The 14658-nt window shown below is 58.7% G+C and carries 13 protein-coding genes; 12 read left to right on the top strand and 1 reads right to left on the bottom strand.

Going from position 1 to position 14658, the window contains the following annotated elements:
* Window positions 1-65: 65 nt before the first annotated feature.
* Entirely contained in the window at window positions 66-902 is an 837-nt protein-coding gene (gene rhaS, locus ACJTMZ_RS20730) for an HTH-type transcriptional activator RhaS (protein ID WP_015569934.1), read from the bottom strand.
* 301 nt (window positions 903-1203) lie between these two features.
* On the opposite strand from rhaS (ACJTMZ_RS20730), the gene rhaB reads away from it, so the two are divergent.
* The 12 genes from rhaB (at window position 1204) to ACJTMZ_RS20670 (ending at window position 14640) form a co-directional block, all read left to right on the top strand.
* The gene (rhaB, locus tag ACJTMZ_RS20725) at window positions 1204-2673 is read left to right on the top strand and encodes a rhamnulokinase (RefSeq protein WP_252011134.1); all 1470 of its coding nucleotides are present in this window, start codon (window positions 1204-1206) and stop codon (window positions 2671-2673) included.
* On the top strand, window positions 2670-3929 hold the full coding sequence (rhaA, locus tag ACJTMZ_RS20720) for an L-rhamnose isomerase (protein WP_126766215.1): 1260 nt from the start codon (window positions 2670-2672) through the stop codon (window positions 3927-3929). The genes rhaB and rhaA overlap by 4 nt, the downstream gene beginning before the upstream one ends.
* 96 nt (window positions 3930-4025) lie before the next feature.
* On the top strand, window positions 4026-4856 hold the full coding sequence (rhaD, locus tag ACJTMZ_RS20715; RefSeq protein ID WP_252011136.1) for a rhamnulose-1-phosphate aldolase: 831 nt from the start codon (window positions 4026-4028) through the stop codon (window positions 4854-4856).
* Between the two features lie 82 nt (window positions 4857-4938).
* On the top strand, window positions 4939-5925 hold the full coding sequence (rhaS, locus tag ACJTMZ_RS20710) for a rhamnose ABC transporter substrate-binding protein (RefSeq protein ID WP_252011138.1): 987 nt from the start codon (window positions 4939-4941) through the stop codon (window positions 5923-5925).
* Window positions 5926-6024: 99 nt separating this feature from the next.
* Entirely contained in the window at window positions 6025-7527 is a 1503-nt protein-coding gene (locus ACJTMZ_RS20705; RefSeq protein WP_252011140.1) for an ATP-binding cassette domain-containing protein, read from the top strand.
* Window positions 7528-8532: an ABC transporter permease gene (locus ACJTMZ_RS20700; RefSeq protein ID WP_252011142.1), complete on the top strand. Its 1005-nt coding sequence runs from the start codon at window positions 7528-7530 to the stop codon at window positions 8530-8532.
* Window positions 8529-9533 carry an ABC transporter permease gene (locus ACJTMZ_RS20695; RefSeq protein ID WP_063151706.1) on the top strand — a complete coding sequence of 335 codons (1005 nt, stop codon included), beginning with the start codon at window positions 8529-8531 and terminating at the stop codon, window positions 9531-9533. The genes ACJTMZ_RS20700 and ACJTMZ_RS20695 overlap by 4 nt, the downstream gene beginning before the upstream one ends.
* Before the next feature lie 97 nt (window positions 9534-9630).
* On the top strand, window positions 9631-10779 hold the full coding sequence (gene fucO, locus ACJTMZ_RS20690; protein WP_032668954.1) for a lactaldehyde reductase: 1149 nt from the start codon (window positions 9631-9633) through the stop codon (window positions 10777-10779).
* A complete protein-coding gene (gene rhaM / locus ACJTMZ_RS20685; protein ID WP_032668953.1) occupies window positions 10776-11090 on the top strand; it encodes an L-rhamnose mutarotase in 315 nt (104 codons plus the stop codon). Before fucO ends, rhaM begins: the two co-directional genes overlap by 4 nt.
* A gap of 146 nt (window positions 11091-11236) precedes the next feature.
* Window positions 11237-12547: a 6-phospho-beta-glucosidase gene (locus tag ACJTMZ_RS20680; protein WP_032668952.1), complete on the top strand. Its 1311-nt coding sequence runs from the start codon at window positions 11237-11239 to the stop codon at window positions 12545-12547.
* A 28-nt stretch (window positions 12548-12575) separates the two neighbouring features.
* Window positions 12576-13835, top strand: a complete 1260-nt coding sequence (locus tag ACJTMZ_RS20675) for a PTS sugar transporter subunit IIC (protein ID WP_032668951.1) — start codon at window positions 12576-12578, stop codon at window positions 13833-13835.
* 79 nt (window positions 13836-13914) lie between these two features.
* Window positions 13915-14640 (top strand): GntR family transcriptional regulator, encoded by a 726-nt coding sequence (locus tag ACJTMZ_RS20670; RefSeq protein ID WP_032668950.1) that lies wholly within the window; start codon window positions 13915-13917, stop codon window positions 14638-14640.
* Window positions 14641-14658 lie beyond the last annotated feature (18 nt).

The raw sequence follows: 14658 nt of genomic DNA, 5'->3' as shown, positions 1-14658 counted from the left end.
CTCTACGGCGAATAACCGGACATTATTAGCCTTTTTGCAGCAAAAAAACGGTGACTGCCCTCGCGTTACTGAAGCAACGCGTCTTTCCCCTGACGAATATCGCGCGGCGACCAGTTAAACTCCCGGCGAAAAAGCGTCGAAAAGTGGTTACTGTCGCCGAATCCGCAGCGATAGGCGATATCGGTGACGCTTTCGTCGGTATGACGTAAAAGGTGACGCGCTTTGATCAGGCGCAGACGGTTGAGGTAGCGCTGCGGCGTCAGCCCGGTATGCTGCTTGAGCTGACGATGCAGCGTGCGCAGCGAGAGCGAAAAGTCATCCGCCAGCGTTTCCCAGCAGACATCTTCGGCAAAATGATCTTCCAGCCAGGCCATCAGCTGATTCAGACGCGCGTCGTTATTTTCCAGCCCTTCCACCAGGCTGCTGCGCCGCAGCAGCACCAGCAGCTGCATAAACAGCAGCTCGCGGGTAGCAATGGCGTGCGTCTCCTGTCCATCCTCGCTCTGCTCCATCTGGCTCACCAGCTGACGCACCTGCTGCAACGTGGACTGATTCACCCGCCAGTGCGAGGGGTAGTGACCGTCCTTCTCCTGCGGCAACAGCTGATTCAGCCCGGAGAGAAACTGGAACGCATCCGGAGAACGATAGAGCACATTGGTCAGGCAAAGGTTGTCGGTATGTTCATACAGGTGCCTGTCGTGATCGCGCACGAAGCACACCGTACCGCCGCTGATGGTATACGGCTGACCGTTAAACACGTGGATGCCCGTTCCGTGCTCAACAATCACAATTTCATGAAAATCATGATGATGCTCCGGGAACGCAGCCTGAGGCAGCCGTGGCTCAATCGCGACCGGCGAAGCCCCCGAAGGAAAAAAATCGACGCTGTGCAGTACGGTCATAACGGCCCCCACCAATGAGAAAAGTTCTCAAAATAGTAATTAAGGCCTTCCACGCTCACCTTAAATTTTTGACAGCAAACCGCGCAAAAGCTGTCGGTTTTTCAAGAAACGGACGGAAAGATCAGGAAATGCGGTCAGCGTCACACTGCCTGCAAACCCCGCCATTACTGGAAACTGTGAACTCCCTCACGTTCATCTTTGCTTTCTTGCCAGCGCGAGATTTGGGCTGTCAGTGGCGAGAAGGTGGCTATTTCTTCCCTTTCTTACACTCCTCGCTAATGACTTAAGAAAGGACCCGACCATGACTTTTCGCCATTGTGTGGCTGTCGATTTAGGCGCATCCAGCGGCCGTGTAATGCTCGCCACCTGGGACTGCGACCTGCACACCCTTACGCTTCGCGAAATGCACCGTTTCGCCAATTGTCTGCAAAAACAGGACGGTTTTGTTACCTGGGATATCGACGCCCTGGAAGCAGAGATCCGCACCGGACTTCACAACGTCTGCGAAGACGGTATTCGCATCGACAGTATCGGCATTGATACCTGGGGTGTGGATTACGTACTGCTGGACAGTCACGGCGAACGCGTCGGCCTGCCCGTCTCCTACCGCGACAGCCGCACCGATGGACTAATGGCGCACGCCATCGCCCAGCTTGGCAAGGAGAACATCTATGGTCGCAGCGGCATTCAGTTTCTGCCGTTTAACACGCTGTATCAGCTGCGCGCGCTGGTTGAGCAACAGCCAGAGCTGGTCGAAAAGGTGGCGCATGCGCTGCTGATCCCGGACTACTTAAGCTACCGTCTGACCGGCAACATGAACTGGGAATACACCAACGCCACCACCACGCAGCTGGTCAACATCAACACCGATAACTGGGACGAAAACCTGCTGGCGTGGACGGGGGCATCGCCTTCCTGGTTCGGTACGCCAACCCATCCGGGCAATGTGATCGGCCACTGGCTTTGCCCGCAGGGGAATGAAATCCCTGTTGTCGCCGTCGCCAGTCACGACACCGCGAGCGCGGTCATTGCCTCGCCGCTCGCCGGCAAAGACGCGGCGTACCTCTCTTCCGGCACCTGGTCGCTGATGGGCTTTGAGAGCAAAACACCCTACACCAGCGATGCCGCACTGGCGGCGAACATCACTAACGAAGGTGGCGCCGAAGGGCGCTACCGGGTGCTGAAGAACATCATGGGCCTGTGGCTGCTCCAGCGGGTGCTGAAAGAGCAGAACATCACCGACCTGCCCGCGCTTATCGCGGAAACCGAAACGCTGAAGGCCTGCACCTTCCTGATTAACCCGAACGACGACCGCTTTATCAACCCGGCGCACATGAGCGCTGAAATCCAGGCCGCCTGTTTTGAAGCGGGGCAGCCGGTACCTTCCCGCCCCGCCGAGCTGGCGCGCTGCATTTTTGACAGTCTCGCCCTGCTCTATGCCGACATCCTGAGCGAGCTGGCTGACCTTCGCGGCAAACCGTTCACGCAGCTGCATATCGTGGGCGGCGGCTGCCAGAACCAGCTGCTGAACCAGCTCTGCGCGGATGCCTGCGGCATTACCGTGGTGGCAGGTCCGATTGAAGCCTCCACGCTCGGCAATATCGGCATTCAGCTGATGACCCTGGACGAACTGTCCAACGTTGACGATTTCCGTTCGGTGGTGACGGCGAATAACAGCCTGACCACCTTCACCCCCCATCCCTGCCATGAAATTGCCCGCTACCGGGCGCAGTTTCAGCAAAAACGACTGACTAAGGAGCTTTGCGCATGACCACTCAACTAGAACAAGCCTGGGACCTGGCTAAACAGCGTTTCGCCGCCGTCGGCGTGGATGTCGAAGAGGCGCTGCGCCAGCTCGACCGTCTGCCCGTCTCCATGCACTGCTGGCAGGGTGATGACGTTGCTGGCTTCGAAAACCCGGGCGGTTCCCTGACGGGGGGTATTCAGGCCACGGGTAACTATCCGGGCAAAGCGCGCAACGCCACCGAACTGCGTGCGGATCTGGAGCTGGCGCTGAGCCTGATCCCCGGGCCAAAGCGCCTGAATCTGCACGCCATTTATCTCGAATCCGACGAGCCGGTGGCGCGTAATGAAATCAAACCGGAGCACTTTACGAACTGGGTGGCGTGGGCGAAAGCCAACAAGCTGGGCCTGGACTTTAACCCCTCCTGCTTCTCGCACCCGCTGAGCGCGGACGGGTTTACCCTTGCGCACGCCAACGACGAAATCCGCCAGTTCTGGATCGACCATGTCAAAGCCAGCCGCCGCGTTTCTGCGTACTTTGGCGAGCAGCTCGGCACGCCGTCGGTGATGAACATCTGGATCCCGGACGGCATGAAAGACATCACCGTCGACCGCCTGGCCCCGCGTCAGCGCCTGCTGGCCGCGCTGGATGAGGTCATCAGCGAGAAGCTGGACCCGGCGCACCACATCGACGCCGTCGAGAGCAAGCTGTTCGGCATTGGCGCAGAGAGCTACACCGTGGGCTCAAACGAGTTCTACATGGGGTACGCCACCAGCCGCCAGACCGCGCTGTGCCTGGATGCCGGCCACTTCCACCCAACCGAGGTGATCTCCGACAAGATCTCCGCCGCCATGCTCTACGTGCCACGCCTGCTGCTGCACGTCAGCCGTCCGGTGCGCTGGGACAGCGACCACGTGGTGCTGCTGGATGACGAAACCCAGGCCATTGCCAGCGAAATCATCCGCCACAACCTCTTTGACCGCGTACACATTGGCCTCGACTTTTTCGACGCCTCCATCAACCGCATCGCGGCGTGGGTTATCGGCACCCGCAACATGAAGAAAGCCCTGCTGCGCGCGCTGCTGGAGCCTGTCGCCGCCCTGAAACAGCTGGAAGAAAACGGCGACTACACCGCGCGCCTGGCGCTGCTGGAAGAGCAGAAATCCCTGCCGTGGCAGGCGGTGTGGGAGATGTACTGCCAGCGTCACGATGCGCCTGCGGGCAGCCAGTGGCTGGACAACGTGCGGGCATATGAGAAAGACGTTCTTGCCGCTCGTCAGTAAAAAACATTGCCCGGCGGCGCGTTGCTTGCCGGGCCTACAGGTAAAAGTAGGCCGGGTAAGCGTAGCGCCACCCGGCATTTTCAAAGGAAACACAGTATGCAGACCATCACCACCTCCTGGTTCGTCCAGGGCATGATCAAAGCCACCTCCGACGCCTGGCTGAAGGGCTGGGACGAGCGCAACGGCGGCAACCTGACGCTGCGCCTGGACGATGCGGATATCGAACCCTTCGCAGCCGATTTCCACCAGAAGCCGCGCTATATCGCCCTGAGCCAGCCGACGCCGCTGCTCGCCAACACGCCGTTTATCGTCACCGGTTCCGGGAAGTTCTTCCGCAACGTTCAGCTCGACCCGCAGGCCAACCTCGGCGTAGTGAAAGTGGATAGCGACGGCGCGGGCTACCACATTCTGTGGGGGCTGACGGATGAGGCGGTGCCCACCTCAGAACTGCCGGCGCACTTCCTCTCCCACTGCGAGCGCATCAAGGCGACCAATGGCAAGGACCGCGTGATCATGCACTGCCACGCCACCAACCTGATCGCCCTGACCTACGTGCTGGAAAATAATTCTGATTTCTTCACCCGCAAACTGTGGGAAGGCAGCACCGAGTGTCTGGTGGTGTTCCCGGACGGCGTCGGCATTCTGCCGTGGATGGTGCCGGGCACCGACGAAATCGGCCAGGCAACCGCGACGGACATGCAGAAACATTCACTGGTGCTGTGGCCGTTCCACGGCGTCTTCGGCAGCGGCCCGACGCTGGATGAAACCTTCGGCCTGATCGACACCGCCGAGAAATCCGCGGAAGTGCTGGTGAAGGTCTATTCCATGGGCGGCATGAAGCAGACCATCACCCGGGAAGAACTGATCGCCCTGGGTAAACGCTTTGGCGTCACCCCCATGCAGTCGGCGTTAGATTTGTACCAATAACAACATCGCGCCCCGCTCACCGAGACGGGGCGAAAACCACCTGCAATCCCTACAACTAACTCAAGTCAGTGGAGTAAAAGCAATGAAAATAAAAGCAAGCTTGATCCTCACCGTTGCCGCTCTGGCGTTGTCCGGTTCCGCTTTAGCAGAAGTGAAAATCGCCCTGGTGGCGAAGTCCTTAGGGAATGGATTCTTCGAAGCAGCGAACGTCGGCGCGCAGGAGGCGGCCAAAGAGTTAGGCGATGTAAAAGTGATTTATACCGGCCCGACCACCACCACGGCGGAAGCGCAGATCGAGGTGCTGAACGGGCTGATCGCCCAGGGCGTGGATGCGATCGCGATTTCCGCGAACGATCCGGACGCCTTAGTGCCGGTGCTGAAAAAAGCGATGCAGCGCGGCATCAAGGTAGTGTCGTGGGATTCCGGCGTGGCGAAAGCCGGGCGTCAGATCCACCTCAACCCGTCCAATAACGCCCTGATTGGCGAAACTAACGTCAAGCTCGCCGCCGATGCCCTGAAAGCGCTGAACGTGGAGAAAGGCGATGTGGCGGTGCTGAGCGCCACGCCAACCTCCACCAACCAGAACACCTGGATTGCGGAGATGAAAAAGGTGCTGCCGAAGTACCCGTCCGTCAATCTGGTAACCGTGGCCTACGGGGACGATCTCTCTGACAAGAGCTACCGCGAAGCGGTCGGCCTGCTGAAAACCTACCCGGACCTGAAAGTGATTGTTTCGCCTTCTTCCGTGGGCATTGTGGCTGCCGCGCAGGCGGTGAAGGACCAGGGCAAGATTGGCAAAGTGTACGTCACCGGTTTAGGCCTGCCGTCTGAGATGGCGGGCGCGGTGAAGTCCGGCGCAAGCAAGAGCTTTGCCATCTGGAACCCGATTGACCTGGGCTATGCCGCAACCTACCTGGCGGATGACCTGGTAAAAGGCACCGCCACCAAAGACGAAGCCAGCATGGGTAAACTGGGCAAAGTGAAGCTGGATGCCGACGGCAACGGCGCGATGGCCGAGCCGTTCGTTTACGATGCCAGCAATATTGATAAGTTCTCAAAAATCTTTTGATGCGATTTGTAGGCCGGATAAGCGTAGCGCCATCCGGCAAAAGGCGGGTGGCGCTGCCGCTTACCCGCCCTACAAATTCCCCTGTCCAGGAGAACTATCATGACCCCATTGCTACAGCTTTCTGGCATCACCAAGGTGTTCCCCGGCGTGCGTGCTCTTGAGAACGTGCAGCTTGCGCTGTGGCCCGGCAAAGTGACCGCCCTGATAGGCGAAAACGGCGCGGGCAAGTCAACGCTGGTCAAAGTGATGACCGGCATATACCAGCCCGACGAGGGCGAAATTCTCTACAAGGCGATCCCCGTTCACCTTCCGACGCCGGAGTCGGCGCATAAAATGGGCATCACCGCCATTCACCAGGAAACCGTCCTGTTCGATGAACTCTCGGTCACCGAAAATATCTTTGTCGGTCAGTACCTTCACAAAGGCTTCCTGAAAAAGCTCGACTGGCCGGAAATGCACCGCCGGGCGCAGGCTATTCTCGCCCGCCTTGAGGTGCAAATCGACCCGCGCGCAACGCTGAAAACCCTGAGCATCGCCCAGCGTCACATGGTGGCGATTGCCCGCGCGCTGTCGTTTGAGGCGCAGGTGGTGATCCTCGATGAACCCACGGCGGCGCTGTCACAGCATGAAATCCTCGAGTTTTACCAGATTGTGGAGCGCTTAAAGCAGGAGGGCAAAGCCATCCTGTTTATCTCCCACAAGTTCGACGAGATCTTCGAGCTTGCAGACCACTACACCATCCTGCGCGACGGCGCGTTCGTCGGAGAAGGCGCGATGAGTGCGATAACCGAGGAGCGGATGGTGTCGATGATGGTCGGGCGCGCCATTACCCAAACCTTCCCGAAAATCGACTGCGAAAAAGGCGAGACGGTGCTGGAGGTGAAAAACCTCTGCCATCCGACCGAGTTTGCGCATATCTCGTTCTCCCTGCGTAAAGGGGAAATCCTCGGCTTTTACGGGCTGGTGGGTGCCGGGCGTACCGAATTGATGCAGGCGCTTTCAGGCGTCACGCGGCCGTCGTCGGGCGAAATTATCCTCAACGGCCAGCCTCAGCGCTTTCGCCAGCCTGCGGATGCGATCAAAGCCGGTATCGTCTGCGTGCCGGAAGAGCGGCAGAAGCAGGGCGCGATTATCGAGCTGCCGATTGCCCAGAACATCAGCCTGCCGCAGCTCGGCAAGCTCAACCCAAACGGCGTGCTGCACGACGACCGCGAGTGGCGGCTGGCGGACGACTACGCCAGCCGCCTGCAGGTAAAAGCCTTTAGCTGGAAGCAGGCGGTGGAGACCCTCTCTGGCGGCAACCAGCAAAAGGTGGTTATCGCTAAGTGGCTGGCAACGCATCCTGACGTGATCATCCTCGATGAGCCGACAAAAGGCATCGATATCGGCTCAAAGGCAGCCGTTCATCACTTTATGTCCGAACTGGTCAGTCAGGGGCTGGCGGTGATTATGGTCTCGTCCGAACTGCCGGAAGTGATGGGCATGGCGGATCGCATTATCGTCATGCACGAGGGGCTGATGGTGGCCGAATACCAGGCGGGAGACGCGACGGCGGAAACCATCGTCAGCGCCGCCAGCGGTGCAAAACAGGAGGCGGCATAAATGTTTAGCTCACTCTTAAAACACCGCGAAGCCCTGCTTGGCGCGGTGATTGTCCTGATGGTCGTCGCCATTGGCAGCCGCGTGCCATCGTTTATCGCACCGGGCAACCTGGTGGAGATGTTTAACGACACCGCCATTCTGATCGTCCTCGCGCTCGGGCAGATGATGGTGCTGCTCACTAAAGGCATCGACCTGTCGATGGCGGCTAATCTGGCCCTGACCGGGATGATTGTCGCCCTGATTAATTTCCATTACCCGGACGTGCCCGTCTGGGCGCTGCTGATCCTCGCCAGCGCGCTTGGGCTGCTGATGGGCGCAATAAACGGCCTGCTGGTGTGGAAGCTGGGCATTCCGGCGATTGTGGTCACGCTCGGCACCATGAGCATCTACCGCGGAATGATCTTTTTGCTCTCCGGCGGCGGCTGGGTGAACTCCAACCAGATGGGTGCAGACTTCCTCGGCCTGCCGCGTGCGTCAGTGCTGGGCCTGCCGGTGCTGAGCTGGTGCGCCATCGCCGTACTGTTGCTGGTGGGCTACTTCCTGCGCTACAGCCGCACCGGACGGGCGCTCTACACCGCAGGCGGGAACGCCACGGCGGCGTACTACACCGGGATCAACGCCGGGAAAATGCAGTTTGTCAGCTTCTGCCTCTCCGGGCTGCTGGCCGGGTTCTGCGGGTATCTGTGGATTTCGCGCTTTGCGGTGGCCTATGTCGACGTGGCGAACGGCTTTGAGTTGCAGGTGGTCGCCGCCTGCGTGATTGGCGGGATCAGCACCATGGGCGGCACCGGGCGCGTGCTCGGCTGCCTGTTCGGCGCGCTGTTTCTCGGCGTCATCAACAACGCCCTGCCGGTGATCGGCGTCTCCCCGTTCTGGCAGATGGCGATTTCCGGCTCGGTCATTGTCATCGCTGTGCTGCTGAACGAGCGCGGCAACAAGCGCAAAGGCAGGTTGATCCTGCGCGACGCGGCGCTGGCACGTCAGAAACTGGCGGTGAAACCATGAGTAAAATGATGACATCTGAAGAGTTCAACCCCACTTCTGCGCCGGGCATCTTCCAGCGTCTGCTGTGCTGGGAGGGCTTCCTGCTGGCGGTGACGCTGGCGGTGTTTGTGGTGAACGCGCTCGCCTCGCCCTACTTCCTCAATATCTGGAACCTCTCCGACGCGACGTTCAACTTCACGGAAAAAGCGATCATTGTGTTGCCGATGGCGATGCTGATTATCGCCCGGGAAATTGACCTGTCGGTGGCCTCCACCATCGCGCTCAGCTCCACGGTGATGGGCTTTTGCGCGGCAGCGGGCGTCGATACGCCGCTGCTGGTCTGCGTGGGATTAGGCGTCGGGCTACTGTGCGGGCTGTTCAACGGCATTCTGGTGACGCGCTTTAACCTGTCGTCCATCGTCATCACCATCGGCACCATGAGCCTGTACCGCGGGATCACCTACATCCTGCTCGGGGACCAGGCGCTGAACAGCTACCCGGAGAGCTTCGCCTGGTTCGGCCAGGGCTACGTCTGGGGTGCGCTGTCGTTTGAGTTCGCGCTGTTTATCGTGCTGGCCGCTCTGTTTGCCTTTGTGCTGCACCGCACCAATTTTGGCCGCCGCACATACGCCATCGGCAACAACCCGACCGGCGCGTGGTACTCCGGCATCAACGTGAAGCGCCACAACCTGATCCTGTTTGCGCTGGTAGGACTGATGTCCGGCCTGGCGTCGGTGCTGCTCACCTCGCGTCTGGGCAGTACCCGCCCGACCATCGCGATGGGCTGGGAGCTGGCGGTGGTGACGATGGCGGTGCTCGGCGGCGTCAATATTCTCGGTGGGTCCGGCAGCATGGTGGGCGTGATTATCGCCGCCTTCCTGATGGGGCTGGTGACCTTCGGCCTGAGCCTGCTCAACGTGCCCGGCATTGTGATGTCGGTGATTATCGGCGCGATGCTGATCGTGGTGATTTCGCTGCCGATTATTACCCGCCGGGTGATGCAGCGAAGACGGATCTCATAGCCGGGTGGCACTGCGTTTACCCGGCCTACTTAACCGTAGGCCCGCGCAAGCGCAGCGCCGCCGGGCATAAAAATCACAGTAATTAAGGAGAATTATCATGAGCTTTATGTTGGCACTCCCCAAAATCAGCCTGCACGGCGCGGGCGCGATCGGCGATATGGTCAATCTGGTGGCAAACAAACAGTGGGGAAAAGCGCTGATTGTCACCGACGGCCAGCTGGTGAAACTTGGCCTGCTCGACAGTTTGTTTTCCGCGCTCGACGCCCATCAGATGTCGTATCACCTGTTCGATGAGGTATTCCCGAATCCGACGGAAGCGCTGGTGCAAAAAGGCTATGCGGCATATCAGGATGCGGAGTGTGATTACCTGATTGCCTTTGGCGGCGGCAGCCCGATTGATACCGCCAAGGCGATCAAAATCCTCACCGCCAACCCCGGTCCGTCAACCGATTACTCCGGCGTCGGCAAGGTGAAAAACGCGGGCGTGCCGCTGGTGGCGATCAACACCACAGCAGGCACGGCGGCGGAGATGACCAGCAACGCGGTGATCATTGACGCCGCGCGACAGGTGAAAGAGGTGATTATCGACCCGAACATCATCCCGGATATCGCCGTGGACGATGCCAGCGTGATGCTCGATATTCCCGCCTCCGTGACCGCCGCAACCGGCATGGATGCCTTGACCCACGCCATTGAAGCCTACGTGTCCGTCGGCGCGCACCCGCTGACCGATGCCAACGCGCTGGAGGCGATTCGCCTGATCAACCTCTGGCTGCCGAAAGCGGTCGACGACGGTCACAACCTGGAAGCGCGCGAGCAGATGGCCTTTGGTCAGTATCTGGCGGGCATGGCGTTTAACAGCGCCGGTCTGGGGCTGGTGCACGCCCTGGCGCACCAGCCGGGCGCGACGCATAACCTGCCACACGGCGTGTGCAACGCCATTCTGCTGCCGATCATCGAAAACTTTAACCGCCCGAACGCGGTTGCCCGATTTGCCCGCGTGGCGCAGGCGATGGGCGTTGACACGCGCGGCATGAGCGATGAAGCGGCCAGCATGTCAGCCATTCAGGCGATTCGCGACCTGAGCGCTCGCGTCGGTATTCCGTCCGGCTTCAGCCAGCTTGGCGTGACCAAAGCCGATATCGAAGACTGGCTGGATAAAGCCCTCGCCGACCCGTGCGCGCCGTGTAACCCGCGCACCGCCAGCCGCGATGAGGTCCGCGAGTTGTACCTGGAGGCTTTATGATCCGCAAAGCGTTTGTGATGCAGGTAAACCCGGACGCGCACGAGGAGTACGCACGTCGCCACAACCCGATCTGGCCTGAGCTGGAGGCGGTACTGAAAGCCCATGGCGCGCACCACTACGCCATTTACCTCGACAAAACCCGCAACCTGCTGTTTGCGACGGTGGAGATTGAATCGGAGGAGCGCTGGAACGCGGTGGCAAACACCGATGTCTGCCAGCGCTGGTGGAAGTATATGGGTGACGTTATGCCGTCGAACCCGGATAACAGCCCGGTGAGTTCGGCGCTGAAAGAGGTGTTTTACCTGGACTGATTTCCGTCACTTTCATCAAAATATGCGCATGCTCGCATTTCTCAAAAACCCCTGGCTTACCAGGGGTTTTGCTATTGAATGCTAAACGCCCTGTGTTAATTTCACCCAAAACTGGCATACGCCAGTTAATCATGGAGTGATTTACTATGGCTGATTTAAAGGTTGTTACCCTTGGCGGTGGTTCAGGATATACCCCAGAGCTCATCGACGGATTTATTCGCCGTCACCACGAGCTGCCGGTTAGCGAATACTGGCTGGTGGATATCGAAGCGGGTAAAGAGAAGCTGGACATCGTCGGCGCGCTGGCCCAGCGCATGGTGAAGAAAGCGGGCATCAGCATGACCGTGCACCTGACCACGGATCTGGACGCCGCCCTGAAGGGCGCTGACTTTGTAACCACGCAAATCCGCGTGGGGCAACTGGCGGCGCGCATTCAGGATGAGAAAATCCCGCTGCGCTACGGCGTGCTGGGTCAGGAAACCACCGGGCCCGGCGGCTTTATGAAAGCCCAACGCACCATTCCCGTGCTGCTGGATTTATGCAGGAAGATGGAGGTACTGTGCCCGGACGCATGGCTGATTAACTTCACCAACCCTGCTGGGATCGTGACCGAAGCGCTCTCGCAGCACAGTCCCATTAAATCGATAGGGATTTGCAGCGGGGCAAACAGCATGATGCGCGACGTCGCAAAAGCCTACGGTGTAGAACGAGACGCAGTGGATGCCAGAATTATTGGCCTGAACCACCTGATTTTTGCCGACAGGATCCGCGTGCAGGGGCAGGATTGCACAGACGATTTTATCGAGAAGCTGGCACAAGGCGTGGGCGGCAATCAGCTGAAAAACATCCCTGACATTGGGCTACCTGCCGATTTCATCCGCGCCCTGCGGCTCTATCCGCTCTCTTATCTGAAGTATTTTTACCTCAGCCGCGAAATGGTCGAGCATGAGATTGACGAGCTCACGCACGGCGGCACGCGAGGAGAGCAGTCCCTCGTTATCGAAAAATCGCTATTTGAGCTATACCGGGATCCGACGCTGTGTGAGAAACCCGCAGCCCTCGCCGCCCGAGGCGGTGCGCTCTATTCCGACACCGCCTGTTCCATCATCAGTTCGATTTACAACAATAAACGCGAAATCCACGTTGTTAACGTGCCGAACCGGGGCACCACGCCCGATCTGCCCGATACCGCGGTCATTGAAACCAACGCCATGATCGACGCCTGCGGCGCGCATCCGCTGAGCTACGGACATCTGCCGGTGGCCGTCAAAGGGCTCATTCAGAGCGTCAAAACCTTTGAGGAGCTAACGGTTGAAGCTGCCCTTACCGGAGACCGCCGCGTGGCACTGCTGGCACTGGCGTCGCATCCGCTGGTGCCATCCGTTGCCGTGGCGGAGGCGATATTAAGTGACTACCTGCTCGCCAACCGCGAGTTTTTACCTCAGTACGCGCACTGATGCGCTCGGCGATCTACAGGGAGTTCATATGAAGCGTTTTCTGGAGAATCAGTTAGTGCCGATCATGATGAAAATCGGCAATAACGTCATTCTCGTTGCCGTGCGTAACGGCATCGCCTTTACCTTGCCGTTTATCATTGCCGGCAGCGTGTTTTTGATCGTGGCTAATCTGCCCATTCCCGGCTGGAGCGGGTGGATTGGACAATACGCGGAGCTGCTCAGCATCCCGGTGCAGGCGACGTTTGGCGCCATCGGTCTTATCGCCGCCATCGGCATTAGCTATAACCTGGCCAGGCACTACGCGCTGGATGGCCTGAGCTGCGCCTGCATCACGGTGGCCGTGTTCCTGCTGTCGCAAATCGACGAGTATCACAAGATTAACGTCGATAACTTTGGTGCCTCGGGGCTTTTCTCGGCCATTATTTTGTCGGTGATAACGGTCTATATCGTGCGCTTTTTTATCCAGCGCAAGCTCTACATCACCCTGCCGGACGGCGTGCCGCCCGCCGTGCTTCAGTCGTTTGTCAGCCTGGCTCCGGCCTTCGTCTGCCTCGCACTGATCTGGGTGGTGCGGGTGGTGCTGAACTTTGATATCAATGCCTTTTTCACGCTCATCCTCAGCCCGCTGGTCACGGGGCTGGACACGCTCCCGGGCATGTTGTTGCTGGTTGGGCTAATCTCCCTGCTGTGGTGCTGCGGCATTCACGGCACCAACGTCCTGTCCGGTATTACCAGCCCAATTTTCCTGAAGTTTATTGCTGAGAACACCGAGGCGTATCTTTCCCACCAGCCCATTCCCCACGTCAGCGCCGAGGGTTTCTACACCATTTTTATTTGCTCTGGCGGGTCCGGCGCGACCATGGGGCTGGTGCTGGCGATGCTGATGTCAAAGAGTCGCTATTACCGATCCGTAGGACGGGTTTCCGTGGGGCCGTCGCTGTTTTGCATCAATGAACCGGTTATCTTCGGCGTGCCGATGGTGCTGAACCCGCTGATGATGATCCCGCTGGTACTGACGCCCATGGTGATTTGCACCTGCTCGTGGCTACTCATGACGTTTGGCATTATCGGTAAGCCCGTGTTCCAGATCCCGTGGACAATGCCGCCGATACTGAACGCCTACTTTGCCACCGGAGGGAATATCCCTGCCGCCATCTGGTCCGGCTGCATGGTGCTTATCTCTGCGGTGATGTATTTTCCGTTCTTCAAAATGCTTGAGAAAAAGCAACTCGCGCAGGAAAAGCGCGAAAAAGAAGCCGAAATGTATCCACTCGGTGAGCAAGGTTAAACTTTAGGGCGCTGGTCAGCGCCCGCCTTATCCTTCAGTGGTACACTGCCCGCCTTCATGACTGACTGATACCTTCCTCATGGCCGCTCGCTATATTGAAATCAAAAACAGTATCAGAGACGACATTCTGAATAATCGCTATCAGGTGGGAGAAAAAATCCCGTCTGAACGGGAGCTGTCTCTGATTTACGGCGTCAGCCGCGTGACGCTGCAAAAGTCCATGCACCTGCTGGAGCAGGAGGGCTTTATTGAGCGCATTCACGGAAAGGGAATGTTTGTTACCCGCACCATCGAGAATGATCTGTACTTACTCAATAACGGCACCGGTGATTCAGTGCTGGGCTTTTCCCGCGAGTTTCATCAGGTCGAGGTCTCCAGCCGCCTCATCCGCCATCAGCTACTCACCGCCAGCCCGGCTATTGCCCGAGAACTGGAGATACAGGCTGAACAGCGCGTTCACTTTATTCGCCGCGTACGCCTCATTGACGATGCGCCAGTGCTGATCGAGGATTCGTGGGTCTGCGCATCGGTCATTGCCACCATTCCCGACGAGGTGCTGGACGGCGGCTCGCTGTATGAATACATAGAAACTTACACCGGCAAAAAGATTAAGTTTTACAACTCGGTTATCGAGGGTGATCTGTTTTCCGAAGAGATGGCAGGTCTGCTGGGTATAGCTCCGGGGATGCCGATGTTGAAAGTTTCCGGCGTCACCAAGCTTGAAGACGGCACCGCTTTTAACTATTCGATTGGCTACAACCGGGCCGATAAATTCAAAATCAAAAATAGCTGGGTGGGGAAATAACGCGCCACGGCTTCCCGT

The organism is Enterobacter sp. DN (genome assembly GCF_046054285.1).
GTDB classification, from domain to species: Bacteria; Pseudomonadota; Gammaproteobacteria; order Enterobacterales; family Enterobacteriaceae; genus Enterobacter; species Enterobacter hormaechei_C.
Note: the sequence above shows the minus strand (reverse complement) of the source record. Positions and strands in the feature narration are given on the sequence as shown.

Coding starts and splice junctions, on each gene's coding strand:
- rhaS (WP_015569934.1), bottom strand. CDS start 902: ATGACCGTACTGCACAGCGTCGATTTTTTTCCTTCGGGGGCTTCGCCG.
- rhaB (WP_252011134.1), top strand. CDS start 1,204: ATGACTTTTCGCCATTGTGTGGCTGTCGATTTAGGCGCATCCAGCGGC.
- rhaA (WP_126766215.1), top strand. CDS start 2,670: ATGACCACTCAACTAGAACAAGCCTGGGACCTGGCTAAACAGCGTTTC.
- rhaD (WP_252011136.1), top strand. CDS start 4,026: ATGCAGACCATCACCACCTCCTGGTTCGTCCAGGGCATGATCAAAGCC.
- rhaS (WP_252011138.1), top strand. CDS start 4,939: ATGAAAATAAAAGCAAGCTTGATCCTCACCGTTGCCGCTCTGGCGTTG.
- ACJTMZ_RS20705 (WP_252011140.1), top strand. CDS start 6,025: ATGACCCCATTGCTACAGCTTTCTGGCATCACCAAGGTGTTCCCCGGC.
- ACJTMZ_RS20700 (WP_252011142.1), top strand. CDS start 7,528: ATGTTTAGCTCACTCTTAAAACACCGCGAAGCCCTGCTTGGCGCGGTG.
- ACJTMZ_RS20695 (WP_063151706.1), top strand. CDS start 8,529: ATGAGTAAAATGATGACATCTGAAGAGTTCAACCCCACTTCTGCGCCG.
- fucO (WP_032668954.1), top strand. CDS start 9,631: ATGAGCTTTATGTTGGCACTCCCCAAAATCAGCCTGCACGGCGCGGGC.
- rhaM (WP_032668953.1), top strand. CDS start 10,776: ATGATCCGCAAAGCGTTTGTGATGCAGGTAAACCCGGACGCGCACGAG.
- ACJTMZ_RS20680 (WP_032668952.1), top strand. CDS start 11,237: ATGGCTGATTTAAAGGTTGTTACCCTTGGCGGTGGTTCAGGATATACC.
- ACJTMZ_RS20675 (WP_032668951.1), top strand. CDS start 12,576: ATGAAGCGTTTTCTGGAGAATCAGTTAGTGCCGATCATGATGAAAATC.
- ACJTMZ_RS20670 (WP_032668950.1), top strand. CDS start 13,915: ATGGCCGCTCGCTATATTGAAATCAAAAACAGTATCAGAGACGACATT.